Here is a 26,187-nt window from a genome sequence, read left to right as displayed (position 1 = left end):
ACGGTGCAGGGAGCCGACATCCATGATCCAGGACCGTGCCGCTGCCACCCGGCCAGGTCCGCCCCGAGCTGCCGAGCAGTCAATTCTGCCGCGCATCCGTACACCGCTCGGTCACCGCTCGGCCAGATACTGCTCCTGCGCGCTCCTGGTGGTCGCGGCCGTGCGGGCCAGCTGCGCCCAGCCCACCCACCGCGCGGCACCGTGCAGCGGTTCGCTGTAACCATCGCTGGTTCGCACGATCCTGGCGCCGGGTTTGGCGAGCCAGCGGGCGATGACGCCGACTTCCTCCGGGGGTGCGCCGCGCAGCGGTGGGATGTCGTCGGGCGAAACGCACTCGGCCCCGGCGGCGCCCAGGTCTGGGATCACGGTTTCCGCGGCGGCGACTATCTGGTCGACGACGGCCATCGGCGGCGTACCGCGTGGGGCGGTGCCCGCGGCGGCGAGGCGGCCGTAGCGGATGACGGAGAATTCCCAGCCGCCCTCGCCGTCGGGGAGGGCGATGATCAGTTCGGCGAGCCGGGCCAGAGCGGCCAGGCGCTGGGTGCGGTGCAGCTTGGTGACGACGGTCGCGGCGCGGTCACGCAGCCGGGCCGCGGCTTCGAAATGCTGGGCAGCCGAATGAGTTTCGATGCGATCGAGCATCGCGCGCAGCAGGGCGTCGGCGCGGCCGGTGAACAGGTCGCGGACCGCGGCGACGGCCGGGGCGTAGCCGGTCGCATCGAGGTCGCCGCCCTGCCGTGCGGCGGGGCAGCCGCCGATGACGGCGGGCGGGCAGGCGTGTTTTCCCGCGCTGGTGAGGCGGGTGGCACAGGTGCGCACCCCCGCGAATTCGGCGATCGTCAACGCCACATCGACCGCGTCGGTCCGAGAGTTGAACGGCCCCAACGCTGTTCGGCTCGGGGTGCGCACGGCCATCAGACGAGGGAAGGCCTCGTCGCTGAGCGTGAGCCACCACCCACGCTGGGGGAATTTCGAGCGACGGTTGTACGGCGGCGCGTGCGCGGCGAGCAATCGCAACTCACGCACGCCGGCTTCGAGACCGTGCGCGCACACCACATGGTCGACCCGAATGGCAAGGGCCACCATCTCTTTCATCCGGCCACGGGTTTCCGAACCGGTGAAATAGTTGCGCACGCGACGGCGCAGATTCACGGCCGTCCCTATATAGAGGACTTCCTCGGACGGTCCGCGGAAGAGATAGACGCCGGGCGCGGCGGGCAGGTCGGTCGCGAACGTGCGTTTGGCGCGCTGGGTTCCGGTGACGCCGGGCAGATAGTCGAGCAGCTCGCTCAAGCTGTGCACGCCTTGATTGCCGACTCGCCCGATCAAGGCGTGCAGCACGTCGACGGTGGCGCGGGCGTCATCGAGCGCGCGGTGCGTCGGTGTCGTCGACGCACCGAGGATCTGCGCCAGCACCCCCAGCCGCGCCGATGGCGCCTCGTCCCGGGTGAGCACCCGCCGCGCCAATTTCACCGTGCACAACACCTGTGGATTGGGCCACGCGATGTCCTGACGTGCCGCGGCCGCTTTGAGGAACGCGGTGTCGAATCGCGCGTTGTGCGCCACCAACACTGCCCCCGCGGCGAACTCGAAGAACCCCGGCAACACCGCTTCGATCCGCGGCGCCGCGTACACCATCGCCGTGGTGATCCCCGTGATCTGCACGATCGCAGGCGGAATCGCGTACCCCGGATTCACCAGCGTCGCGAACTCCCCCAGCACCTCACCCCCACGCACCTTCACCGCCCCGATCTCGGTGATCGCATCCCCATCCGGGCTGGTCCCGGTCGTTTCGAGGTCGACAACGACGAAAGTGGTGGCATACAGCGGAGTATCGAGCTCATCGAAGGCCAACTGCCGTGCGGCAGCAGGGAGCGGAACGGGATCGGGCACGGCGAGCAGCGTAGGACGGGGGTCCGACATGCTCGCCACATCGGAATCGGTTCCAGTCGACGATGACCGGCTCGGCGGGGCGTCAGGCCGGGCAACCGAGACGAAGGCAAGTCCGCCGCGCGGATGCAGCCGCCCGGAGGTGCGAGCGGTGGAAGACCGAGTTCTCCGGATCGATCTCCACGGCGGTGTCGATGGCCGTGAGCGCGGCGGCCCGGTCGAGTTGTTGTTCGCTCATCGACGCGCGACTCAGCGCCGCTTCCTGCGGGTGAGATACAGCGCGAGGTCGTCGTAGCTGCCGTCGCCGTTGGCGAATTCGACCACGTTGCGGGCGGATTCGAACCAGGCGCCGGTGCTCGGCCGGATCTGGGACAGGGCCGCGTGGATGTCGGGCATGCCGATCGGGCGGACTTCACCCGAGCGCATCGAGTCGGCCATCGCCAGTTGGGTGGCCGAGGTGCAGACGTGGGCGAGGTCGGCGCCGGAGAGGCCGTCGGTGTGGGCGGCGAGGGCGTTGAGGTCGATGCCCGCCACGGGGCGGGCGCGCAGGTGGTAGTGCAGGATCGATGTGCGGGCGGCGAGGTCGGGGAGGCCGACGAAGATCATGCGGTCGAAGCGGCCTGGTCGGCGCAGGGCGACGTCGACATCCCAGGGATGGTTGGTCGCGCCGAGTACGAACACCCCTTCGTTGCTGTGGGTGGCCGAATCCATTTCGGTGAGCAGCTGGTTCACGACCGTGCGCATGGTCGAGGACGCCTGCATCTGGCTGCGTTTGTGGCCGAGCGCGTCGACCTCGTCGAGGAACAGCACGCAGGGGGCGTTGCGCCGGGCCATCTCGAAGATGCTGTGCACGTTGCGTTCGCTGGCGCCGGTATAGATGTCGAGGATGTCGGTGATCTCGATCGGATAGAAGTTGGCGCCGAGTTCGCCCGCGACCGCCGAGGCGATGAAGGTCTTGCCGCAACCGGGCGGGCCGTAGAGCAGCAGGCCGCCGCGGGCCGAGGTGCCGAAGGCCTTGGCCAATTCGGGATTGCGCAGCGGGCCGAGCAGGGTGAGGTCGAGTTGCTGCTTCACCTCGGACATACCGCCGACATCGGCCAGGCGCAGGGTCGGGCGCTCGACGGCGGCGTCGTCGTCGGTGACGAACTCGGTGGGCACGCCGTGCACGAACGCCGGTTCGATGATGTCGCCGACTTCGTCCTCGGCCGCGGCCCAGTCGAACCCCGACGGCGCCGCGGCGGAACTGACTCCCGACTGCGCCGCGGTGGGTGCGGCGTCCGACTGCGCCGGGACGGGTGCGATGGGCGCGGGGGTTGCGGCGGAACCACCGGACAGCGCTGTCGTGCAGCGCGTCATCAGGCCCAGGACCTGGGCATTCCCCGGATCCTGGCCGAGCGCCGTCCCGCAGTGCGCGAGCGCATCGGCATAGCGCCCCCGCTCGATCAGCAGCTCGATGACGCACACGCGCAGCGCGAGCACCCCCGGACTGCGTTCCAGCATCGCCAGCATGTCGGTCACAACCTGGTCGTCGGCCACCCGCGCCCCCTTCGAACTGCGAACATTCGGCCGTACCCTAATCGCCACAACAGCTTTCCCGCCAAGCGGCGATCACCCCGATCCCCTTCGTGGCTCGACGCACACGATGGCCCGTGATCTCCGGAGCCGACAATTCGACGCGAGCCTTTCGTTCCGATGCGAACAAAATGCCCGAGATCAAACTCAATCGTGACCGGGCTCACATTATTATCGAATTCACATGAGTTCATCAGAATTCAATGGGCAATCGGCCTTACCGGTCTGAGCACGGCGCGGCGCACGGCGCGCCGCCTGCGAGGCGGACCACTCGGCGAACCGTCGATGATCGCCGCAAGCACCCACCACCTGCGAGTTTTCCGATTCGCGGATCGAAAATCGCCGCACGATCCCTATTGGCGACGCGCCGGTAGCAGTCGGAAATCTCGGTTGGCGTGACCTGGCGTTATCGTTTCGTGATCGGGTGTGATCCAGCTCGCACACATTCTTCGGTGATATCACCCGAAACCCCCTTTGGACCGGTGTCCGACTTTACAAACCCCCGTGATGTCTTCGTAACCTTTTCGAGACCTCACGGAGTCCCGCTGACCGGAAACGGCCGGCGAGACGAAGCCCGCCGCGTCAAACGGACACGTCGTCGTGGGGCAGATTGGAAGTACCGCATCATGGCGAACAACACCGTCAAGCGTCAGGCGCAGCGTGCCGTTGCCGTCGGAGCCGTCGGCGCTGCCACCATCGGCGCGTTCCTCCTGCCGGCCGCCCCGGCATCGGCGACGCCGGTGACCGTGCCCGGCATCGGCACCTTCGAGGTGCCGAACGAGATTCCGCTGCCCCAGGGTGTCCCCGGCATCGAGATCCCGGCCGCACCGCAGGTTTTCACCGCGCCGCGCGCCACCGCCGCCGACATCGCCCTCGATGCCGCGCTGAGCAAGATCGGCTCGCCCTACGTCTACGGCGCCGCGGGCCCGAACGCCTTCGACTGCTCGGGTCTGGTCCAGTGGTCCTACTCCCAGGCGGGCATGGACATTCCGCGCACCAGTGACGCCCAGCTGGGTGCCGGTACCCCCGTCTCGATCGACGAGCTCCAGCCCGGCGACATGGTGTCGTTCTACGGCGGCGGCCACTCCGGCCTGTACGCGGGCGACGGCAACGTCGTGCACGCCTCCACCGCGGGCACCCCGGTCCAGATCGCGTCGCTGTCGTCGATGCCGTTCGCGGGCGCTCGCCGCTTCTGATCCGCCGGCACGGTGCGTCGTTCACGGGGAAGGGCGCACCGAAGCCGCAGCGATAGTCCGGGCATGCGCCGTCCACCGGGTTGGGCGGCGCACGTACCTTTACTGGACACGAATGCATACCTTTCCGTAACCTGATCGAGACCTTCTCGGCTGACGAGGAGATCGCCCTCAGGTATTGCGCTGGATCGGCGGACAACGAGAGAACGGGGCACGGGCCACTGTGACTGCACACCACCGGAAATCGCACGCTAGGCGTGGTTTCGCCGGAGCCCTTTCCGCCGCGATCCTGGTGTGCGCGATCTACACCGCCGGTCCCTCCGGTGCCGACCCTGTCGCCCTCCCGACCACCGCGACCGACGCGATCTCCCGGATGGTCGAGCTCTCGCGCCAGTCGGAACAGCTCAATCAGCAAGCCCTCACCGCCCAGATCGATCTCGACGCCAAGCTGGCGGTGCAGCGCGAGGCCGACGACAAGGTCGCCGCCACCTCCGCGGTCGTCGAGGCCGCCCGCGCCGAAGTGCGCAAGTTCCAGCCGATGATCGACCGCACCGCCGTGGCCGCCTACACCGGCGTGCGCACCAACAGCATGTTCGCCGTGCTGTCGAGCGGTTCACCGCAGCAGTTGCTGGACAAGATGTCGACGCTGGACGTGCTCGCCCAGCAGACCGCCGAGACGGTCCGCCAGTTCAAGCAGGCCGCCGACACCGCCACCGCGGCCGACAACCTCGCCCGCACCGCCGCCGAGGCCGCGCATGCCGCGACCACCGCCGCCGACGCGGTGCGCGCCGATGTCGAACGCAAACGCCAGGATCTCGCCACGTCGACCACCTCCGTGGTCGAGGCATGGAGCCAGCTCTCGGCCCGTGACAAGTCGACCCTGGCCGGTTCGCCGTTCCCGCCCGGTTTCGACCGTGATTCGCTGCTGGCCGGGCTGGTCCCCGGTAGCGGCACCAGCGCGCTGGCCGCCGCCCTCACCCGCGTCGGCGATCCGTATGTCTGGGGTGCCACCGGGCCCGACCAGTTCGACTGCTCCGGTCTCGTGCAGTGGGCGTTCAAGCAGGTCGGCAAGAACGTGCCGCGCACCAGTTCCCAGCAGGCGGGCTACGGCACGCCGGTGTCCAAGGACGCACTGCTGCCCGGCGATGTGATCCTGTTCTATCCCGACATCACCCACGTCGGCATCTACGCGGGCAACGGAATGATGGTGCACGCCTCCACGTTCGGTGTGCCGGTCGCTGTCGCGCCGATCAACACCACCCCGTATCACTCGGCCCGGCGATACTGAGCCAGACCGGTGACCGATCCGTCCCCCCGCTCGGGCCTGCGTTCGTGGTTGTCGTCGAACGGCCGCCTGGAATTCTGTATCACCCTCGCCTCGGTCACGCTGTTGACCGGGGCATGCGTCGCACTGATCCTGGTGCCGCGCAACGTCGGTTCGTTGCAGCTGGCCACCGACGAGGCAGAGGTGCTCGACACCTCCGAGGGCATCGACAATCCGCGCCTGAGTCCGGTGCGTCGCGACCTGCAACCCTACGGTCCGATCCTGGTGCGTGAAGTCGCCGCGTCCGAGGCGCTGCTGGTGGCTCATCCCAGCCATCGCGCCGACCTCGATGTGCTCGAACAGCAACTGGGACAGGCTATTTCGGATGTGAGCGCGGTGTGGGGCACCGACTGGAACCGTGCGCCCGTCGTGGTCGTTGCGAGCACGTCTGCCGAATTCACCGCGCTGACCAGGTCCGCGGGTGGTACCGGCGCCGACGTGGCGGCCGTGTCGCTCACCGGTTCCTACGCCCCTGGCACCCAGCCCACCGACCAGCGCATCGTGTTCAACCCCGACGCGCGCCGACGAGTCGGCAACGAGGGCATGGCCACCCTGCTGCGCCACGAACTCACCCATGTCGCCACCAGGGCCGACACCACCGACGGCGCACCGCTGTGGATGCTGGAAGGCTTCGCCGAGTACGTCGCCCAGCGCGATCAGGCCACCACTTTCTCGCAGATCGCGCCCACGCTGACCACCCGATTACGCGCGGGCACCCTGCCGTCCGACCTCGTCGTCGACGCCGATTTCGCCGGCGTCGACGCGCCCTACGCTTACGAGAGCGCGTGGAGCACCTGCGCGTTCCTCGCCGACCGCTACGGCACCACCGCCCTGACCTCGCTGTACAAGCGCCTGGCGACCGGCCCGCAGTCCCCCGCCGCGCAGGATGCCGCGTTCACGGCCGTGCTCGGGGCCTCCCGCGCCGAGTTGCTGGACGGCTGGCGGGCCTGGTTGCGCGGTCACGCTGCATGATGGGCACAGGTACGCCAGACCACGTCCGCCCACCTGTCAGCCGACCGATTAGGTTGTTCTCTTATGGCCCGAACTCTGCTGGTTACCAACGATTTCCCGCCTCGGCCGGGCGGAATCCAGTCGTATGTGCAGGCACTGTCGAATCAGCTGCCGCCCGAGGACCTGGTGGTCTACGCCCCGCGCTGGCGCGGTGACAGCCACGAGAAGTTCGACGCCGCGCAGCAGTTCCAGGTGGTGCGTCATCCGACGACGCTGATGCTGCCGAGTCCCGCCGTCATCAAGCGGGCGAGCGCACTGCTGCGCGAGAACGACTGCGACACCGTGTGGTTCGGCGCGGCCGCACCCCTGGCGGCGATGGCGCCGATGCTGCGGCGCGCGGGCGCGGAACGCATCCTGGCCAGCACCCACGGCCACGAGGTCGGCTGGTCGATGCTGCCTGGATCGCGCCAGGTGCTGCGGTCGATCGGCGAGCACACCGATGTGGTGACCTACGTCAGCAAGTACACCCGTGGCCGTTTCGCCTCGGCCTTCGGTCCGCGCGCGGCGCTCGAGCACCTGCCGCCGGGCGTCGACCCCACCGAATTCCGGCCCGACCCGGCCGCACGGGAACAGCTGCGCGCCCGCTACGGACTCGGTGAGCGCCCGACCGTGCTGTGTCTGTCACGGCTGGTCCCGCGCAAGGGCCAGGACATGCTGATCATGGCGATGACCGAGATCCGCGAACGCGTCGACGGCGCGGTGCTGGTGATCGCGGGCAGTGGGCCGTACGAGCCGCGACTGCGCGCACTCGCCGAGACGCTCGGTGTGCAGGACAGCGTCGTGTTCACCGGGCGGGTGCCCGCGGGTGAGCTGGCCGCTCATCACACGATCGCCGACGTGTTCGCGATGCCGTGCCGCACGCGCGGGGCGGGCCTGGACGTCGAGGGTCTCGGGATCGTCTTCCTCGAGGCGTCGGCGACCGGGGTTCCGGTCGTGGCCGGTGATTCCGGCGGCGCCCCCGAGACCGTGCGCGAAGGCGAGACCGGCATCGTGGTGCACGGCCGGTCGGTGGCGCAGATCAGCGACGCCATCGTCGAACTGCTCACCGACCGGGACAAGGCGGCCCAGATGGGCGCCGCCGGCCGGGCCTGGGTGGAACAGAACTGGCACTGGGACCGCCAGGGCGCCCGCTTGCGCGAACTGCTGCGGTGACACCTTGCCAGGGCCAGGTGTGGCGTCCACTACGCTCAGCCGAGTGAGCAGTATCCAGGTCGCAGATCAGACCTTCCTCGCCGCACCGGGCGCCGCGATCGCCGACGTGCTGAGCGCCGCGAACAACTGGCGCCGCTGGTGGCCCGACCTACGCCTCGACGTGCGCGAGGATCGCGGCGACAAGGGCATCCGCTGGACGGTGGCAGGCGCGCTGACCGGCACCATGGAGGTATGGCTCGAGGCCGTCCCCGACGGCGCGATCCTGCACTACTTCCTCCACGCCGAACCCTCGGCCGAGCCCAGGTCGCCGCACGCACTGGCCGCGGCCAATCGGGCCCGCCGGGTCGCAGGCCGGAACATGGCCTTCGAACTCAAGGCAAGGCTCGAAGCAGGTCGACCGGCAGGCGTCGCACCCGCGGTCTTCACTGCACCCTGATGTACGTTCCCGGCGCGCTAGAACCGCGGCACCAGCCGCGATAAGACACAGGAGGGCTTGGCTGCCATGGCTGACCGGACTCAGAGAACGATCCTGATCGACGCACCATCGCAGCAGGTGATGGCCGTCATCGCGGATCTGGAGTCCTATCCGGAGTGGGTGGCCGCCGCGAAGTCGGTGGAGGTCATCGAGCGTGACGCGCAAGGACGCGCGGCCAGCGCCCGGTTCGTGCTCGACGCGGGCGTCGTCAAGGACACCTACGTGCTGTCCTACACCTGGCGCGCCGACGGTAGGGCAGTGAGCTGGCAGCTGCTCAGCGGCGACCTGCAGAAGGCCCAGGACGGCAGCTACGAACTCCTGGACAGTCCCGACGGAGGCACCGAGGTGGTCTACGAACTCACCGTCGACCTGAACATCCCGATGATCGGCATGTTTAAACGCAAAGCCGAGAAGGTCATCACCGATACGGCGCTCAACGAGCTGAAGAAGCGGGTCGAAGGCTGAGCGCCCCGGGCGGTACCCGCGTCGAACTGTTCGTCGGCAAGGGTGGTGTCGGGAAGACGACGCTGGCCTGCGCGACGAGCATGACGTATGCCCGCTCGGGGCAGCGCGTGCTGATCGCCTCGCTGGATCAGGCCCATTCGCTCGGTGACGCGCTCGGCTTCCGTTTCCCGCACGATCCGGGCACCGTCGCCGGAGTGACCAGGGTGGCACCCGGCATCGAGGTGATCGAGATCGATTCCCTCGCCCTGCTAGAGGACCGTTTCCGCGATGTGGTGGCGATGCTGGCCAAGGGCGGCGGCCATGATCACGGCGTCGACCTGACCGCGCTGGACCCGGCCGAGCTGACCGGGCTGCCCGGCGTGGAGGAACTGCTGATGCTGGTCGAGATCGGCCAGTACGCCGAGGAGAGCGACTGGGACGTCATCGTCGTCGACTGCCCGCCCTCGGCCGACATGCTGCGCATCGTCACCGCCCCCGCCACGATGCTCAACTACCTCGAGCGCCTCTGGCCCAAGCACGAACGCACGATGAGCGCCATCGGCCTCGACCTGCGCAAGGCGGTGCTCGCGGCCGCGGTCGAACGGATCGTGGTCGCGGTGACACAAGTGCGCGACCTGCTCGCCGACCGCACCCGCACCAGCGCCCGCCTGATCACCGGTCCCGAACAGGTCGCCGTCGCCGAGGCGCGCCGAATGCGTTCGGCGGCCGCGCTGCTCGGCCTGCGGATGGACGCGGTGGTGGTGAACAAGGTCCTGGCAGCGATGCCACCGCCCGGCGACAACGCCCACCCGGCCGTGCACTGGTACCTCAACCGCCGCGCCGAGCAACTCGAAGTGGTGGCCCGCCTGCACGAACAGGTCACCGACGTCCCGATCCTGATCGCCGGGCACGCCGGTGCCGAACCGGTGGGGGTGAATTCGCTGGCGGCGTTATCCCATTCGGTCGACACGCTGGCCGCCGCGCACGCACAGGGCGCCGAATCGGGTGAACCGATGGTTCGATGGGAGTCCGGCTCCGGTGTCGACTCCGTGTACGCGATGCGGATGCGGCTGCCGGTTGTCGATCCCGGCACCTTGCGGCTGGGCCGAGTGGAGGACGATCTGATCGTGGGAGCCGATGGGGTGCGCACACGCGTACGGCTCGCGCCGGTGCTGCGACGCTGCACGGTGGCGGGCGCCGAACTCGACACCGATCACCTCGTTGTCCGCTTCCGGCCCGATCCGCGGGTGTGGCCCGCCGATCCGAACTACACGAAGGCGACCGCAGATGAGCACTGACTCCCAGTCCGAGCGTCACGGCCACGACGGCTTCGCCGAGTTCGCCGAGGAACTGCGCCTACTCGCCGAAGTCCTGCTCTCTCGCGTCGAACCGGTCCTGCGCCGCACCGCCGCCGACGGCCAGGCAGATCTGGGCGGCTGCGCCTGGTGCCCGGTCTGCGCCGCCGCCGCCCTGGTCCGCGGCGATCACCACGACGTCGTCGCCACCCTGGCCGAGCACGGCACCTCCATGGTGACGGTCCTGCGCGAAGCCCTCGCCGGCACCCCCGTCGAACCGGTCATGCCCCAGGAATGGGCTGATCATGCTGCGGGACAACCGAATTCGGCCGAGGAGCCCGCCGCCGCAACCGGCCCGAACACGAGTTCGGCCAGTCAAGGTCGGCACGGCACACCGCGACCTCGGCGAGTCGACGAATTCACCGAGCCGCGTCAGCAGGGTGGGTCCCCCCGGACGACGGCTCCCACCGTCACTCCCGAACCGAACACGGGCACGGACTCTTTCGCCACCGCCCGCGCGCCGCGCTCGCAATATGTCGACATTCCGGTGACGATCCGGGCATGACCAGGCGGATCGACCCCCAACACCTGCTCACCGTCGGCATCGACGTGGGTGGCACGAACATTCGCGCCTCGGTGGTCGATGTCGCGGGCGAGGTGCTCGACACCGTGCAGGCCCCGACCCCGCATTCGGCGCGCGCGCTCGAGGACGCCATCGATCGCTCGGTGCGCGAGCTGGCCCGTCGGCATTCGATCGCGGCGGTCGGGCTGGCCGTGGCCGGTTTCATCTCGACGGATCAATCGACGGTCCTGTTCGCTCCGCACCTGCCGTGGCAGAACGCCCCTGTCGCCCAACGGCTCACCGCGCGCCTGGGTCTGCCGGTCATCCTCGAACACGACGCGAACGCCGCGGGCTGGGCCGAGTACCGCTTCGGTGCGGCGGCGGGCGGGCACACGGTGGTGCTCGTCGCGATCGGCACCGGCATCGGCGCCGCCCTACTCATCGACGGTCAGCTCTATCGCGGCAGCCACGGCATCGCCCCTGAACTCGGCCACCTCCAGGTCGTTCCCGAAGGCCGCGCCTGCCCCTGCGGCAAACACGGCTGCTGGGAGCGCTACTGCAGCGGAACGGCACTGGCCGACACCGCCATCGAAATGCTCGCGACCGATCCGGTGCGCTCGGTGCTGGCCCGCGATGTGCTCCGCGACCCCGGTTCGCTCACCGGCCGCCGGGTCGCGGGTGCGGCCCAGGACGGCGACCCGCTCGCGGTCCGGGTGATGGCCGACTTCGCCCGCTGGCTCGGCCTCGGCCTCGCCTTCGTCAGCGATCTGTTCGATCCCGACCTCGTGGTGATCGCCGGCGGGGTGAGCAGTTCGGCGCCGCTGTTCCTCGACGAGGCCCGCGAGCACTACGCCGCCGCGGTCACCGGCGCCGGGCATCGACCGCTGGCCCGGCTGCGCACCACCCAGCTCGGCGAGGCCGCGGGTATGATCGGCGCCGCGGAACTGGCCAGGGCGGCGGCCGATGCGCCGGTGGCCGGTCGCGCGGCGAGATAAGGGTCACAGCGATGTGCTCCGGCTACCATCCTGGCTTGGTTGTGACCTGCGACCAGCGGTAAAGTCGTTGTGCGACGAGGCTCTACACAATTATCCCGGTCCCCTGGGGAAAGGACGCCATGTTCTACTGGCTGCTCAAGTTCGTTCTCGTGGGACCCTTCATGCACGTGTACAACCGGCCCGAGGTCGAAGGTGTCGAGAACATTCCGACCGACGGCCCGGCCATCATGGCGGGTAATCACCTCTCCTTCTCCGACTGGCTGTTCGCTCCCCTGCTGAGCCCGCGCCGGATCAACTACCTGGCCAAGGCCGAATACTTCAACACCCCCGGTTTCAAGGGTCGCCTGCAGAAGTTCTTCTTCAGCGGCACCGGCCAGTACCCGATCGACCGCAGCGGCGCCTCGGCCGCCGAGGACGCGCTCAGCGCGGCCACCAAACTCCTCGACGAAGGCCGTCTCGTCGGCCTGTACCCCGAGGGCACCCGCTCCCCCGACGGCCGCCTCTACAAGGGCAAGACCGGCATGGCACGCCTCGCGCTCGAAACCGGCGTCCCGGTGATCCCGGTCGCGGTGATCGGCACCGACAAGGTCTCGCCCCCCGGACCGTTCAAGTGGCGTCGCCAGAAGGTCATCCTGAAGTTCGGCGCGCCTCTTGATTTCTCGCGCTACGAAGGCATGAGCGGCAACCGCTTCGTCGAGCGCGCCGTCACCGATGAGGTGATGTACGAGCTGATGCGGCTCACCGGCCAGGAATACGTCGACGTGTACGCGCACAGCCTCAAGAAGGGCGTCGCTCCCAGCGACAACCAGATCGACGCCACCCGCATCCCCGTAACCAAGGCGAGCTGAGCCGAAACCCGCTGCGCCGCACGATGAACCGAATCGTTGGCTGATCTCTGATCGACCGGGTGACGCTCGGACCGAACGCCCAGGTAATCGCCTGCCGTTGCCCGGACACCCGCACGCCCGATTGGTAACCTTTGCCGGGCACAGGTTGACGGACGGGTGGGCCATCAGAGTGGCGGGCGGCGGCGGACAGTGAGGTAGACATGGCCGGAGGCGAATCCGACGAGGGTCGCGTCGTGCCGTTCGCACGGCGAAAGCCTCAACGCGACGGCAATCCGCCCACCGGCCGGGTAGTCCGCGGCGCCCGGCTGGCCGCGGTACCGGTCGCCTACGCGGGCAGGCGCATCGCAGGCTTCGGCAAACGCGCGGCGGGCCGCGACCCCGCCGAGGTAGATCGCGACATCCGCGTCCGCACCGCCGAACACCTCTTCCAGGTACTCGGCGAACTCAAGGGTTGCGTCGCGAAACTGGGCCAACTGCTCGGCCTGCTCGAACTCGGCCTCGCCCCCGATCTGGCCGAACCGTACCGCCAAGCCCTCGCGCGGCTGCACGATTCCGCACCGGCCATGCTGCCCGGCGCGGTCCACGCCGAGCTCGCCACCCACCTCGGCCCGCAGTGGCGCTCGCTGTTCCTCGAGTTCGACGACCGCGCCTGCGCCGCCGCCTCGGTCGGCCAGGTCCATCGCGCCCGCTGGCACGACGGCACCGAGGTCGCGGTCAAGCTCATGTACCCCGGTTCCCGCCGCGCGGTGCTGGCCGACCTGCAGGCCCTGCGCCGCGCGACTCCCTTCTTCACCGCGCTGTTGCCCGGCGCCGACACCCGTCCGGTGGTCGAGGCACTGTGCAACGAGATCCGCGACGAACTCGACTACGCCCGTGAGGCCGTCAACCAGCGCGCCTTCGCCACGGCTTTCGCCGATGATCCCGAGGTCGTGGTGAGCCGCGTGATCGCCCAGCGCGGCGACGTCCTGGTCACCGAGTGGCTCGACGGTGTTCCGCTGTCCCGCTTGATCATTCGCGGCAACGCGGCCGAACTCGATCGCCTCGGCGTGCTGATCATGCGCTTCCTGTTCTCCGCCCCTGCCCGCGCCGCCCTCGTCTACGGTGACCCCCACCCCGGGAACTTCCTGCGCATGCCCGACGGCCGCCTCGGTGTCGTCGACTTCGGTGCCTGCACCCCCTGGCCCGCCACGTTCCTCGACGTCGCGAGCGACGTAGGCGCCGCCGTCATCGCCGATTCCCCCACCGATCTCGAGGCCGCCATGCGCCACCACGGCTTCGTCGCCCCCGACCGCGATCTCGACATCGCCACCGTCGCCGCCCGCCTCCAACCGGTGCGCGAAGCCCTGCTCGCCCCCACCTACCCGCTCTCGGCCGACTGGCTGCGCGAGCAGGTCCGCCTGGCCACCGACCTCCGCCTCACCAACATCCTGCGCCAGCTCACCATGCCCCCCGCCCACACCCCTATCCTGCGCTCCTTCCTCGGCGGCATCGCAGTCCTCTGCCAACTCCACACCACCGTTCCCCTCCGCACCGAGTGCACCCGCTGGTACCCCGAGACCGCCGCCGCCGCGGGCCTGTGAGTTCGTACGGCACAGTTCATGCTCTGTTGCCTTGCTAACGACCGCGTGTTACGACCGGTGACGCACCGTAAGGCTCATGGCTGTCTCGGATTTCGCGATGTCTCGGCGCACGCTGCTGCGCGCAACCGCTCTCGGCGTTGTGACCGCTCCTGCCCTGGTGGCCTGCGGTGATGACGGGCCCGGCTTGGTGCGGGCGCGGCCCACGCTCACGCACGGGATCGCCGTGGGTGATCCGCGTAGTGACGGTGCGCTGATCTGGGCTCGGTCGGACACGCCCGCGACGCTGGTGGTGGAGACCTCGGCGACCGAGAAGTTCAGTGACGTCAAGCGATTCACCGGGCCGCTGTTGACCCCGGCTACCGATGGGACCGGGCGGGTGCGGGTGAACGGTCTGCCCGCCGGGCAACTCGTGCACTACCGCGTGCGTCTCGACGGCGAAGACGGTGCGAGCTCGGAGACCATCACCGGTGTCTTCCGCACGGCGCCGACCGCGCCCTCGGATATCTCGCTGCTGTGGTCGGGTGACGTCGCGGGCCAGGGTTTCGGCATCAACCCCGACCTCGGCGGCATGAAGGTGTTCGCCACCATGGCCGCCCGCGACCCGCACCTGTTCCTGCACTCCGGCGACTGCATCTACGCCGACAACGCCCTCACCGAGTCGGTGACGCTGCCCGACGGCCGGATCTGGAAGAACATCACCGCCGAAGCCAAGAACTCACCGGCCGAGACCCTCGACCAGTTCCGCGGCAACTACGCCTACAACCTCACCGACGACAACTACCGTCGGTTCAACGCCGCCGTCGCCCAGATCGTCCAGTGGGACGACCACGAGACCACCAACAACTGGTCCCCCGGCGGCACGGTCGCCGCCGAGAAGGGCTACACCGAGCGCAGCATGGACACCCTCGCGACGCGCGCCTGGCAGGCCTTCCACGAGTGGATGCCCCTGGAGCCAAAGGAAGCTGTCGACGGCCGCCTCTACCGCAAGATCTCCTACGGCCCACTGCTCGATGTGTTCGTCCTGGACATGCGCGCCTACAAGGACGCCAACACGGCCAACACCGCACCCCAGGGCCAGATCCTCGGCGCCGCGCAGATCAAGTGGCTCACCGAGGGTTTGAAGGACTCCAAGGCAACCTGGAAGATCGTCGCCGCCGACCTGCCGCTCGGCGTCGTCGTGCCCGACGGCAAGACCGCCTTCGAAGGACCGGCCAACGCCGCCCCCGGCGCACCGTCGGGGCGCGAAACCGAGATCGCCCAGGTGCTCTCGGCGATCAAGGCGAACAAGGTCGCCGACGTCGTCTGGCTCACCGCCGACGTCCATTACACCGCCGCGCACCACTACTCCCCCGCCCGCGCCGCCTTCACCGACTTCGACGAGTTCTGGGAGTTCGTCTCGGGCCCGCTCAACGCGGGCGCGTTCGGCCCCAACCCCCTCGACCCCACCTTCGGACCCGAAGCGGTGTACGTCCACGCGCCGCCCACCCCCAACACCTCCCCCATGGACCCGGAGTACCAACACTTCGGCGAGGTGAAGATCGACGGCCGCACCGGAGAAATGACCGTCAACTTGTGCGACGCGACCGGAAAAGTCCTGTTCGCCAAGAAACTCGCGCCGACCCGGAAATAGGTGCGAAGTACCCTGCGCAAGAACCGCCCACCTGTGGTTAGCTATGCGGTCATGGGCACGCCGCAGACCATCATCTCCGAAGAATATCTCCCCACCGACACGGCGGATGTCGTTCGCACCGTGCGTGATTCGCGCGGCCGGTCGGAACGCTTGACGGTGCGCGGCGGTGAACAGACCGAAGAGTCCTATGGCCTGACCGATCAGCGCGGCGCGCTCTCGCTGCGCAAGATGAACTCGGTGCTCGACATCAACCTGGGTCGGCGCACCGTGCGCGTGCAGGCGGGCGCGAAGCTGTCCGAGATCGACCGTCGCCTCGGCGCGCACGGTCTCGGCCTGCCGGTGGTCGGCGATCATCGCGACATCACCGCGGGCGGCTTCGCCTCCGTCGGCGGGGTGAGCACCGCCTCGCACCGCTACGGCATGTTCATCGACCAGATCGTCGACCTCGAATACGTCGACACCGACGGCCGGATCGGCACCTGCGGGCGCGGTCACCACACCGAGCGCTTCCACCGCATCCTCGGCGCGGGCGGTCGCGCGGGCATCATCACCGCGCTGACCCTGGATGTGGTCGAGGTCGACAAAGACCACACCATGCTCACCACCGACGCCGACCGGTTCCTCGACTTCGACTCCTTCGTCGAGCACGCGACCAACGAGATCACCAACCCCGGCAGCGCGGCACTGCAGGTCGGCCGCTGGGTCGACACCGCCCCGCTGAAGATGGCGCGCCCGGTCGGCACCGGCCAGGTGACCCTCGGCGCCGTCCGCTTCGGTCAGTGGTCGAGCCTGTACCCCACCGCCCCCACTCGCGGCCTGCGGGCCCGCCGCGAGGTCGGCACGCGGACCCGGAAGTCGTTGGGCGCCATCGCTTCCGCCGCTGGCGGCCGCGCGGGCATGCCGGTCCGCAACGCGGCAGCGGGCGCGCTGATGTTCGCGCCGAAGGTGCTCACCATGCGCGACGCCGAGTACCTGGCCGACACCGTGATCAACTCCTCCGAACGCGGCCCCGCCTACCGCGTCGGCGTGTTCGCCCCGCTGGCCAACTACGGTTCGGTCTTCTACGGCCTGCACGACCTGTTCTCGGCCCACCGTGAACGCTCTGGCTGCTTCACCGTCATCTCCGCGATGACCTACGGCGTGCGCTCGGAATACCTGCGCGCCGAAGCCGCCGCCCGCGGCCTCACCCCCGCCGACTACGGCCTGATCACCTTCACCTGCCGCCTGCGCCCCTCAGCCCTGCCCTCGGAGCAGCTGCGCGAGATCGTCTCCGGCATCGACGACATCTGCCGCTCGGAACAGGCCCTGCGCTACAGCGTCTGAGTCACCGAAACAGATAAGACACCAAAAAGGAAGGCCCCCACCGAACCCGGTGGGGGCCTTCCTTATTGCTTGTAGCTCAGTGCTTTTCGGCGCCGAGGTAGTACTCGAACACCAGGCCGGCGGCGGCGGCGAGCACGAGCACCACGCCGAGACCGATCAGCCAGAACTGGAAGAACGCCAGGCCCAGAGCGGTGACCGAACCAGCGCCGGCCAGCAGGATGGGCCAGAAGCTACCGGGCGAGAAGAAGCCCAGGTCACCGGCGCCGTCGACGATCTCGGCCTCTTCGTAGTCCTCAGGACGCAGGTCGATACGCCGCGCGACGAACCGGAAGTAGGTGCCGATGATCAGCGACAGGCCCGCGGTCAGCACGATCGCGGTGGTGCCCGCCCACTCGATGCCGGTGCGCGACTGGGCGGTGAAGAAGCCGTAGACGATGCCCACCAGGATGAAGAACGCCGTGAGCAGTTCGAAGATCCGCGCTTCGATCCTCATGTCAGAATCCTCACTTGCTCTCGTTCACCGAAGCGCTCTTGGCGTCGCGCTTGGTGTTGAAGGGGTACGTGGTGGTGGCCACCGGCGACTCGCCGATCGACGCGAGCGCCTCACCGTTGGTCATCCCGGACTCACGCGCCTTGATGTACTGGGCGAACTTCTCCGGCGAGACCGCACGGACCTCGAAGTTCATCATCGAGTGGTAGGTACCGCACATCTCGGCGCACCGGCCGACGAAGGCACCTTCCTTCTCGATCTCCGAGATCTGGAAGACGTTGTCGGACTGGTTTTCCTTCGGGTTCGGCATCACGTCGCGCTTGAACATGAACTCCGGCACCCAGAAGGCGTGGATCACGTCGGCGGCGGCGAGCTGGAACTCGATGCGCTTACCGGTCGGCAGCACCAGGACCGGGATCTCGGAGCTGGAACCGAAGGTCTCGACCTTGTCGTAGTGCAGGTACGAGAGGATGTCGTTGGCCGGCTTACCGTGCAACGGACCCGGCTGCGGGTGGCCCTTGTCGTTCTTGAGCTCACGGTATTCGGCGAGCTGCTCTTCGTTCAGCAGCTCCCTCTCGGTGTCGATGCCGTTCCACGTGAGACCGCCGACGTTGTTCACGTTGCGGTAGCCGAACTTCCAGTTCCACTGGAAGGCGGTCACGTCGACGGTGACATCCGGGTTGTCGACCTTCTCGTGCACGTAGTTCTGCACGACCACGGTGAAGTAGAACAGCACCGCGATGATCACGAACGGGATCGCCGTGTAGGTCAGTTCCAGCGACACGTTGTAGCCGGTCTGGCGCGGGAACTCCGGGGAGTTCTTGCGCTTGCGGTGGAAGATGACCGTCCAGAAGGTCAGGCCCCAGACCAGCACGCCCATGGCGAGCGCGGCCAGCACCGACCAGGTCCACAGCTCACGCATCCGGGTGGCCTGCGGGGTGATACCCGAGGGCCAGCCGAACCGGAGCCAAACATTGTCGATCGAGCAGCCCGAGACGAGCATCGCGGTGATCCCCAGGGACACCGCCAGCCCGGCCCGCCGAAGAACCCGGCCCTGCCGGCCCTTCTCGGGTCGTGCCCCGATCTCTTCGCTCGCCTTGTGCGCCACGCTCACGCCTTCCTGGTCGCCACACATTCCGACACATTGCGTCGTCCGGGCCGCGATTCGCCCGTTCCGACACCTCTTCAAAGCAGTTTCAGGCCTGGTCGAAGTATTGCCGCTGTGACGCCTGCACACCTGAGAAGGACCTGAGTACTACGCAGCGTAGACCAAAGCGGGCACTGTCTTGTCGCGGGGTCACTTTCGACACTCCGCCGTGACCGCGCCGATCGTCGCGACCTGCGGTTTGGCCCCCACCTGGTGGCTACGCACCTCGCACGAGCGGGCGAGCGCGGCGTGTCGGGCAGGCGTGCGGCATACTCGGACACAGCGTTTCGGCCCGTCTTGTGGCCACCCATCATCGAACGAGAGAAGGTTGGGCGACACCGTGTGCGGACTGCTCGGATTCCTGACAGCTGATACCGCACCGACCGCGGTGGTCGATCAGGTGTACGACGCGCTGCACTGCCAGCGGCATCGTGGGCCCGACGAGAAGGGCACCTGGCACGACGATCACATGATCTTCGGCTTCAATCGCCTCTCCATCATCGATATCGAGCACTCGCACCAGCCACTGCGCTGGGGTCCGGCGAACAACCCGCAGCGCTACGCGATGACGTTCAACGGCGAGATCTACAACTACCTCGAGCTGCGCGAGCAGTTGGCCGCCGAGCACGGCGCCGAATTCCCCGACGGCAAGATCTTCGCCACCGACGGTGACGGCGAGGCCATCGTGGCGGCCTTCCACTTCTGGGGCCCCGAGGCCGTGCGCAAGTTGCGCGGCATGTTCGCCTTCGCGATCTGGGACACCGAGACCTCGGCACTGTTCCTGGCGCGCGATCCGTTCGGCATCAAGCCGCTGTTCATCTCGACCGGCCCCGGTGGCACCGCCTTCGCCAGCGAGAAGAAGAGCCTGCTGGAGCTGCTGGGCCCCCTTGAACTGTCCGACGAGCTCGACCCGCGCGCGCTCGAGCACTACACGGTGCTGCAGTACGTGCCCGAGCCCGAGACGCTGCACCGCAACATCCGCCGCCTCGAGTCCGGCAACTACGCCACGGTGCAGGTCGGCCAGGAGCCGGTCGCGACCCGCTACTTCCGTCCCGACTTCCGGGTTCGCCCGTTCGTCGCGGGTTCGGAGCAGGCTCGCTATGCCGAGATCGCCGCCGCGCTGGAGGACTCGGTCGCCAAGCACATGCGCGCCGATGTCACCGTCGGTTCGTTCCTGTCCGGCGGCATCGACTCCACCGCCATCGCGGCGCTGGCCATGCGCCACAACCCGAAGCTGATCACCTTCACCACCGGGTTCGAGCGCGAGGGGTACTCCGAGGTCGACGTGGCCGCCGAGAGCGCCGAGCTGATCGGCGCCCGTCACATCGTGAAGGTGGTCTCCCCCGCCGAGTTCGCCGCCGCGATCCCCGAGATCGTCTGGTACCTCGACGAACCCGTCGCCGACCCGGCCCTGGTCCCGCTGTACTTCGTGGCCAAGGAAGCGCGCAAGCACGTCAAGGTGGTGCTCTCCGGTGAGGGCGCCGACGAACTCTTCGGCGGCTACACGATCTACCGGGAACCGTTGTCGCTCAAGCCTTTCGAATACCTACCCGCCGGTGCGCGCAAGCTGCTCGGCAAGCTCGGCGACAAGATCCCCGACGGCAGGCGCGGCAAGTCCCTGCTGCAGCGCGGCTCGCGCACCCTCGAGGACCGCTACTACGGCAACGCCCGCAGCTTCAACGACGCCCAGCTGCGTTCGGTCCTGCGTGACTTCCGCCCCGAGTGGACCCACCAGGACGTCACCGCCCCCATCTACGCCCAGTCCGCGGGCTGGGACCCGGTCGCGCGCATGCAGCACCTGGACCTGTTCACCTGGCTGCGCGGCGACATCCTGGTCAAGGCCGACAAGATGACCATGGCCAACTCGCTGGAACTGCGCGTGCCGTTCCTGGACAACGAGGTCATGCGCGTCGCCGAGGGCATCCCCTTCGACCAGAAGATCACCAAGGAAACCTCGAAGTACGCGCTGCGCAAGGCACTGGACGGCATCGTCCCCGACCACGTCCTCCACCGCGCCAAGCTCGGCTTCCCGGTCCCGCTGCGCCACTGGCTGCGCGGCACCGAACTCTACGACTGGGCCGAAACCCAGATCGCCGAGTCCCAGACCGACCACCTGCTGAACAAGCCGGCCATCCTCCAGATGCTCCGCGACCACAAAGCGGGCCTGTCCGACCACAGCCGCCGCCTCTGGACCGTCCTGGTCTTCATGGTCTGGCACGGCATCTTCGTCGAAGACCGCATCAAGCCGGAGATCCAGGAACCGGTCTACCCCGTCTCGCTGTAAACCCACGGAAAACGCCCCCTGGTTCGAAAGAGCCAGGGGGCGTTCGCTTTCCGTGCGTCAGAACAGCCGAGCCAGTTCGTCGGCGGCGTCGGTGCCGTAGGCCTTGGTGAGGCGCTCGAGTGCGTCTTCGGTGTTGAGAGTCCACTCCTGGGTGCCGGTGGTCTCCAGGATGAGGACGGCGATCAGGGAGCCGAGCTGGGCGGCGCGCTCCAGACTCAGGCCCGCGCGGTGGGCGGTGAGGAAGCCTGCGCGGAAACCGTCGCCGACGCCGGTGGGGTCGACTTTGGCGACCTCGGGGACGACCGCGACCCGGACCTCGGTGCCGTCGGCATCCACCACGAGCACACCTTCGGAGCCCAGCGTGGTGACCCGGATGCCGACCTTGGCGGTGATCTCCGCTTCGCTCAGGCCGGTCTTCTGCTGCAGCAGGGCCCACTCGTACTTGTTGGTGAACAGGTAGGCCGCACCGTCGATCAGCTCGGCCGCCTGCTCGCCGTCGAGGCGGGCCAACTGCTGGGACGGGTCGGCGGCGTAGGCGATGCCCTGCGCCTTGGCCTGGCGGGTGTGGGCGACCATCGCGTCGGGATCGTTCGCCCCGACCAGCACCAGGTCGACATCGTGCGCGGCGGCGATCGCGGCGATGTCGATATCGCGCGCCTCGCTCATCGCACCCGGGTAGAACGACGCGATCTGCGCCATCGTCTCATCGGTCGTGCACACGAACCGCGCGGTATGCGACGTCGCGGAGACATGCACCGCCGAGCAGTCGACGCCGCTGGCCTCCAGCCACTGCCGGTACTCGGCGAAATCGGCGCCGACGGCACCGACCAGCACCGGGCGCTGCTTCAGCAGACCCATCGCGTAGGCGATGTTGCCCGCCACTCCGCCACGGCGGATCTGCAGATCGTCGACGAGGAAGCTCAGGGACACATGATCGAGTTGATCGGCGAGCAGCGCATCGGCGAACCGGCCGGGAAAGCGCATGAGGTGGTCGGTGGCGATGGATGCGGACACGGCAACAGACACGAGGCAGGGCCCCTTCGACGCTAGATGAGGAAACAGAAAAAGTCCGGGACCACACGAATCCCGGACTTCAACGTTAGCAAGCGCCGCACCCCCATGGTTCACCTCGACGCAACCGTGTCGACAGCAACCACCCTCGCGAGTGAATCGCTACTCCCCCGCAACCACCTACGAACTCCCCACGCGACAACCACGTTTTCGGCCGCCCCGGATCCGAGGGGCGAGACGTAACGCCGAAGGCGCAGTATCGCCCCTCGGATTCGGGGTTACGAGGCCGAAAACCGCGGCGCCAGCCGCTAATTAAAACTGTCGCCGCAGGCGCAAGAACCGGTGGCCTGCGGGTTGTCGATCGTGAAGCCCTGCTTCTCGATGGTGTCGACGAAGTCGATCGAGGCGCCGTCGATGTACGGGGCGCTCATGCGGTCGACGGCCAACTTCACGCCGGAGAACTCGACGACGATGTCACCGTCGAGGATGCGATCGTCGAAGAACAGCTGGTAGCGCAGACCGGCACAGCCACCGGGCTGCACGGCGATCCGCAGGGCCAGGTCGTCGCGGCCCTCCTGGTCGAGCAGCGCCTTCGCCTTGATGGCGGCAGCGTCGGTCAGCGTCGCACCGTGGGTCTCGGTGGCGGTCTCGTTCTGCACAGTCATGGACACTCCTAGTTCGACTCAGCCCGTCAACGGACCTCAGGTGCACAGCGCACGACTGATTTCAACGCTGTCGCAGCAACTGCTATTCCTATTTTGCCACCCTCGGGGCAGCCAGTGGACGCCACCTGGGTGCTTGCGCCCACACTACGCCCTATATCGACGTGATCTGCGTCGCAGACCGCCTGGTATGAGATCGGGCCCACCGTTGAGCAGACCGCGTTTCCCGATGGTCGGCATCATCGAATAGCCTGGTGAACGTGAAATTGTTCCGTCGCGACGAGTCCAGCACCATCGACGAGTCCGTCGACCCGTCGGTGTCCGCCTCCGATCAGGCCGCCGCCACCGCTTCGACCACCCCCGGCAAAGGCAGGCCGACGCCGAAAAGGCGTGAGGCGGAAGGCAAACGGCGCGGTCCGATCGCGCCGGCCCCGCTGACCGCCAAGGAAGCCCGCGCCCGTCGCAAGGCCGTCAAGGGCAACAAACAGGACCGCAAGGCCGCCGCCGCCGACCGCCGCGCCGCCGTGCAGGACCGCCGCGCCCGCATGCTCGCCGGCGAGGACAAGTACCTGCTGCCCCGCGATCAGGGCCCCGTCCGCGCGTACGTGCGCGACCTGGTGGACGCCCGCCGCAACCTGGTCGGCCTGTTCATGCCGATGGCGCTGGTGCTGATCCTGTCGATGTTCGTGGCCCCCGGCCTGCAGACCATTGTCACCCTGGCGATGCTGGTGATGATGGTCTTCATGATCATCGAGGGCTTCGTCCTCGGCAGAATCGTGAGCAACCGCGTGATCGAGCGCTTCCCCGACACCACCGACACCGGCTTCAAGCTGGGCTGGTACGCCTTCGTCCGCGCCTCCCAGATCCGCAAGATGCGCGCCCCGAAGCCCCGGGTAGGCCCCGGCGACGCGGTCTGAGTTCTCCCCAACTCCCGAATGCCGTCTCATCCAACCGGATGGGGCGGCATTCGTGTTGTCAGTGATGGCTGGGACGGATGTAGTTCGAGTAGCCCGCGATGGCCTTGAGTTCGGTGTCCATGCGCTGGGCGTCGCGGTCGACGATTCCGGTGGAGCCTGCGGTGCCGCGACCGATCAGTACGGCGAGTCCGATGATGACGGCGAGGACGATCAGAAAAGTAAGCATGGCAGTAATTTTGCGCTCGATGATTTTCAGCCGAAAGTGGCTGTTCTGTCATTGTGCGTAAAGATTCAGCCAGCTACGATGAGTCATGCTCTCGAAGGTTGCGGTGGTGCTCAACGACCGGCTCGCCATGTTCGAATTCGGCGTCGTCTGTGAGGTTTTCGGCCTCGATCGCACCGCCGATGGCCTCCCCGGTTTCGACTTCCGGGTCTGCGGCGCCGAGCCGGGCAAGCCGCTGCGGTCCACCACCCCCGGCATCTCCGTGGCCCCCGACTTCGGCCTCGACCAGCTCGCCGATGCCGACCTGGTCGCCATCCCGGCCTCCCCGATCGGCCAGTACGACGATCGAGTGCTCGCGGTGGTGCGCGACGCCGCCGATGCGGGCGCGACTGTGCTCACCGTCTGTTCGGGCGCGTTCCTGGCCGGCGCGGCAGGCCTGCTCGACAACCGCAAGTGCACCACCCACTGGCGCTACGTCGACAAACTCGCGGCGATGTTCCCCGAGGCCACCGTCGACCCCGACGTCCTGTTCGTCGACGAAGGCAACCTGATCACCAGCGCGGGCACCGCCGCGGGCATCGACGCCTGCCTGCACCTGGTCCGCCGCGAGATCGGCACCGCCGCCGCCAACGGCATCGCGCGCCGCATGGTCGTCCCGCCGCAACGCGACGGCGGCCAGCGCCAGTTCATCGAACAGCCCGTCCCCGAGTGCAGCTCCGCCGGCCTGTCGACCACCCTGGCCTGGCTCGCCGAGAACCTCGCCCACCCGCACACCGTCGACGAACTCGCGGCCCGCTCCAGCATGTCCACCCGAACCTTCGCCCGCCGCTTCGCCGCCGAAACCGGCACCACCCCGGTCAAGTGGCTCACCACTCAGCGCGTCCTGTTCGCCAAGCACCTGCTCGAAACCACCGATATCGCCTTGGAGCGGATCGCCGACGAGTCCGGCTTCGGCTCCGGCGCCCTGCTACGCCATCACTTCCAGCGCCACGTCGGCATCGCCCCCACCGAATACCGTCGTCGGTTCGGCGCAGCCTGAGTAACGCGCCTGAAACGCACGAGCGGAACCCATTGGTGAACAACACAGTTCCCCACCCCTCGCGACTGTAGGGTGTCCGCATCAGCTTGACTGGCCCCGCCGCTACTGGTCAGCTGATTGCGTGTTCTATGCGCGGGGACGTTCCGGTTGGCTGACAAAGATTCTCACGGTGGTCGCTACGGCTGCCGTCCTGTCGATCGGAGCGGGTCCGGTCGAGGCGGCACCGGTGTCACGCACGCCCGCAGGCGGTTTCGAGGAACTGTTGGTGCCGTCGAGCATGGGCCCGATCAAGGTCCAGGTGCAGTGGGCCGCACGCGGCGGCAGCTCCGCGCTGTACCTGCTCGACGGTCTGCGCGCCCCGTCCGACCACAGCCAGTGGACCACCGATACCGACGCACTGCGCCAGTTCGCCGGTGACAACGTCACTTTGGTGTTCCCGGTCGGCGGACGCTCCAGCTTCTACACCGACTGGTATCGGCCCAGCAGTACCAACGGCCAGAACACGACCTACAAGTGGGAAACGTTCCTCACCCGTGAACTGCCGGATTTCCTCGCGGAATACGGTGTCTCGCGCACGAACAACGGCATTGTCGGCGTCTCGATGGGCGGCAACGCCGCATTGACACTGGCCGCCCATCATCGCGACCAGTTCCGATTCGCCGGCTCGTTCTCCGGCTTCCTCAACCCGACCTCCCCGATGTGGAACCACACCATGCGCGCGGCGATGCTCGACGAGGGCCGCTTCAATATCGATGACATGTGGGGCCCCGCGAACGATCCCGCGTGGAGCCGCAACGACGTCACCGTCCAGGCCGAACGCCTGCGCGATCTACCGCTGTACGTCACGACCGGCAATGGCGTCCCCGGGCCCCAGGATCTGCCCAGTGGTGTCGGCAACACGATCAACGGTGCCGCGATCGAGGCTCTCGCCGTGATCACGGCCGGCGTCTTCCGCGACCGCGTCACCGCCCTCGGCATCCCCGCTCGGGTCGACTTCACCTATGGCACCCACACCTGGCCGTACTGGCAACAATCTCTCACCAACGCCCGCCCGATGATCTTGGACGCGCTGCACGCGCACTGACGGCACGGGTGACCCAGCCCCGAGTCGCCGGGCGAC

The 26,187-nt window shown here is 68.1% G+C and carries 24 protein-coding genes; 17 read left to right on the top strand and 7 right to left on the bottom strand.

Going from position 1 to position 26,187, the window contains the following annotated elements; translation table 11 throughout:
- Positions 1-111: 111 nt before the first annotated feature.
- Complete coding sequence (locus ACLJPD_RS29400; protein WP_410876452.1) at positions 112-1,923, bottom strand: DEDD exonuclease domain-containing protein; 1,812 nt, start codon at positions 1,921-1,923, stop codon at positions 112-114.
- Positions 1,924-2,139: 216 nt separating this feature from the next.
- Positions 2,140-3,426, bottom strand: coding sequence for an ATP-binding protein (locus ACLJPD_RS29395; RefSeq protein WP_410876451.1), 1,287 nt, complete (start codon positions 3,424-3,426; stop codon positions 2,140-2,142).
- 662 nt (positions 3,427-4,088) lie between these two features.
- Here ACLJPD_RS29395 and ACLJPD_RS29390 point away from each other — a divergent pair.
- From ACLJPD_RS29390 to ACLJPD_RS29330, 13 genes are all read left to right on the top strand, one after another.
- The gene (locus tag ACLJPD_RS29390; protein WP_410876450.1) at positions 4,089-4,658 is read left to right on the top strand and encodes a C40 family peptidase; all 570 of its coding nucleotides are present in this window, start codon (positions 4,089-4,091) and stop codon (positions 4,656-4,658) included.
- Between the two features lie 220 nt (positions 4,659-4,878).
- Positions 4,879-5,943: an NlpC/P60 family protein gene (locus ACLJPD_RS29385; RefSeq protein WP_410876449.1), complete on the top strand. Its 1,065-nt coding sequence runs from the start codon at positions 4,879-4,881 to the stop codon at positions 5,941-5,943.
- Between the two features lie 9 nt (positions 5,944-5,952).
- Positions 5,953-6,951, top strand: a complete 999-nt coding sequence (locus ACLJPD_RS29380) for a peptidase MA family metallohydrolase (protein ID WP_410876448.1) — start codon at positions 5,953-5,955, stop codon at positions 6,949-6,951.
- A gap of 63 nt (positions 6,952-7,014) precedes the next feature.
- Complete coding sequence (locus ACLJPD_RS29375; protein WP_410876447.1) at positions 7,015-8,142, top strand: glycosyltransferase family 4 protein; 1,128 nt, start codon at positions 7,015-7,017, stop codon at positions 8,140-8,142.
- 43 nt (positions 8,143-8,185) lie between these two features.
- Complete coding sequence (locus ACLJPD_RS29370; RefSeq protein WP_410876446.1) at positions 8,186-8,578, top strand: polyketide cyclase / dehydrase and lipid transport; 393 nt, start codon at positions 8,186-8,188, stop codon at positions 8,576-8,578.
- 66 nt (positions 8,579-8,644) lie between these two features.
- On the top strand, positions 8,645-9,082 hold the full coding sequence (locus ACLJPD_RS29365; RefSeq protein WP_410876445.1) for an SRPBCC family protein: 438 nt from the start codon (positions 8,645-8,647) through the stop codon (positions 9,080-9,082).
- Positions 9,079-10,359: an ArsA family ATPase gene (locus tag ACLJPD_RS29360; protein WP_410876557.1), complete on the top strand. Its 1,281-nt coding sequence runs from the start codon at positions 9,079-9,081 to the stop codon at positions 10,357-10,359. The genes ACLJPD_RS29365 and ACLJPD_RS29360 overlap by 4 nt, the downstream gene beginning before the upstream one ends.
- Complete coding sequence (locus ACLJPD_RS29355; RefSeq protein ID WP_410876444.1) at positions 10,349-10,921, top strand: hypothetical protein; 573 nt, start codon at positions 10,349-10,351, stop codon at positions 10,919-10,921. Before ACLJPD_RS29360 ends, ACLJPD_RS29355 begins: the two co-directional genes overlap by 11 nt.
- Positions 10,918-11,913 (top strand): ROK family protein, encoded by a 996-nt coding sequence (locus ACLJPD_RS29350; protein ID WP_410876443.1) that lies wholly within the window; start codon positions 10,918-10,920, stop codon positions 11,911-11,913. Before ACLJPD_RS29355 ends, ACLJPD_RS29350 begins: the two co-directional genes overlap by 4 nt.
- Before the next feature lie 119 nt (positions 11,914-12,032).
- A complete protein-coding gene (locus tag ACLJPD_RS29345; protein ID WP_410876442.1) occupies positions 12,033-12,761 on the top strand; it encodes a lysophospholipid acyltransferase family protein in 729 nt (242 codons plus the stop codon).
- 200 nt (positions 12,762-12,961) lie between these two features.
- Positions 12,962-14,341, top strand: coding sequence for an ABC1 kinase family protein (locus ACLJPD_RS29340; protein WP_410876441.1), 1,380 nt, complete (start codon positions 12,962-12,964; stop codon positions 14,339-14,341).
- 76 nt (positions 14,342-14,417) lie between these two features.
- Positions 14,418-15,971, top strand: coding sequence for an alkaline phosphatase D family protein (locus ACLJPD_RS29335; RefSeq protein WP_410876440.1), 1,554 nt, complete (start codon positions 14,418-14,420; stop codon positions 15,969-15,971).
- Between the two features lie 51 nt (positions 15,972-16,022).
- Positions 16,023-17,294, top strand: a complete 1,272-nt coding sequence (locus tag ACLJPD_RS29330) for an FAD-binding oxidoreductase (protein ID WP_410876439.1) — start codon at positions 16,023-16,025, stop codon at positions 17,292-17,294.
- A 76-nt stretch (positions 17,295-17,370) separates the two neighbouring features.
- Here ACLJPD_RS29330 and ACLJPD_RS29325 read toward each other — a convergent pair whose 3' ends face one another.
- Positions 17,371-17,787: a cytochrome c oxidase subunit 4 gene (locus ACLJPD_RS29325; RefSeq protein ID WP_056816603.1), complete on the bottom strand. Its 417-nt coding sequence runs from the start codon at positions 17,785-17,787 to the stop codon at positions 17,371-17,373.
- Positions 17,788-17,797: 10 nt separating this feature from the next.
- Positions 17,798-18,787 carry a cytochrome c oxidase subunit II gene (locus ACLJPD_RS29320; protein ID WP_410876556.1) on the bottom strand — a complete coding sequence of 330 codons (990 nt, stop codon included), beginning with the start codon at positions 18,785-18,787 and terminating at the stop codon, positions 17,798-17,800.
- Between the two features lie 484 nt (positions 18,788-19,271).
- On the opposite strand from ACLJPD_RS29320, the gene asnB reads away from it, so the two are divergent.
- On the top strand, positions 19,272-21,215 hold the full coding sequence (asnB, locus tag ACLJPD_RS29315) for an asparagine synthase (glutamine-hydrolyzing) (RefSeq protein ID WP_410876555.1): 1,944 nt from the start codon (positions 19,272-19,274) through the stop codon (positions 21,213-21,215).
- A gap of 57 nt (positions 21,216-21,272) precedes the next feature.
- On the opposite strand, the gene ACLJPD_RS29310 is transcribed toward asnB, so the two are convergent.
- Together ACLJPD_RS29310 and ACLJPD_RS29305 are read right to left on the bottom strand one after the other, a co-directional pair.
- Entirely contained in the window at positions 21,273-22,199 is a 927-nt protein-coding gene (locus tag ACLJPD_RS29310) for a carbohydrate kinase family protein (protein ID WP_410876554.1), read from the bottom strand.
- Positions 22,200-22,534: 335 nt separating this feature from the next.
- Positions 22,535-22,891 carry a HesB/IscA family protein gene (locus ACLJPD_RS29305; protein ID WP_056816608.1) on the bottom strand — a complete coding sequence of 119 codons (357 nt, stop codon included), beginning with the start codon at positions 22,889-22,891 and terminating at the stop codon, positions 22,535-22,537.
- Between the two features lie 314 nt (positions 22,892-23,205).
- Here ACLJPD_RS29305 and ACLJPD_RS29300 point away from each other — a divergent pair, with 314 nt between their 5' ends.
- Positions 23,206-23,805, top strand: coding sequence for a DUF3043 domain-containing protein (locus tag ACLJPD_RS29300; RefSeq protein ID WP_410876553.1), 600 nt, complete (start codon positions 23,206-23,208; stop codon positions 23,803-23,805).
- Positions 23,806-23,863: 58 nt separating this feature from the next.
- On the opposite strand, the gene ACLJPD_RS29295 is transcribed toward ACLJPD_RS29300, so the two are convergent.
- Complete coding sequence (locus ACLJPD_RS29295) at positions 23,864-24,031, bottom strand: hypothetical protein (protein WP_410876438.1); 168 nt, start codon at positions 24,029-24,031, stop codon at positions 23,864-23,866.
- An 85-nt stretch (positions 24,032-24,116) separates the two neighbouring features.
- Between ACLJPD_RS29295 and ACLJPD_RS29290 the strand changes: the two genes are divergently transcribed.
- Positions 24,117-25,067: a helix-turn-helix domain-containing protein gene (locus ACLJPD_RS29290; protein ID WP_410876437.1), complete on the top strand. Its 951-nt coding sequence runs from the start codon at positions 24,117-24,119 to the stop codon at positions 25,065-25,067.
- Positions 25,068-25,236: 169 nt separating this feature from the next.
- Positions 25,237-26,151: an alpha/beta hydrolase gene (locus ACLJPD_RS29285; protein WP_410876436.1), complete on the top strand. Its 915-nt coding sequence runs from the start codon at positions 25,237-25,239 to the stop codon at positions 26,149-26,151.
- Positions 26,152-26,187: the final 36 nt, after the last annotated feature.

The organism is Nocardia sp. A7, from assembly GCF_046549215.1.
GTDB lineage: Bacteria > Actinomycetota > Actinomycetes > Mycobacteriales > Mycobacteriaceae > Nocardia.
Note: the sequence above shows the minus strand (reverse complement) of the source record. Positions and strands in the feature narration are given on the sequence as shown.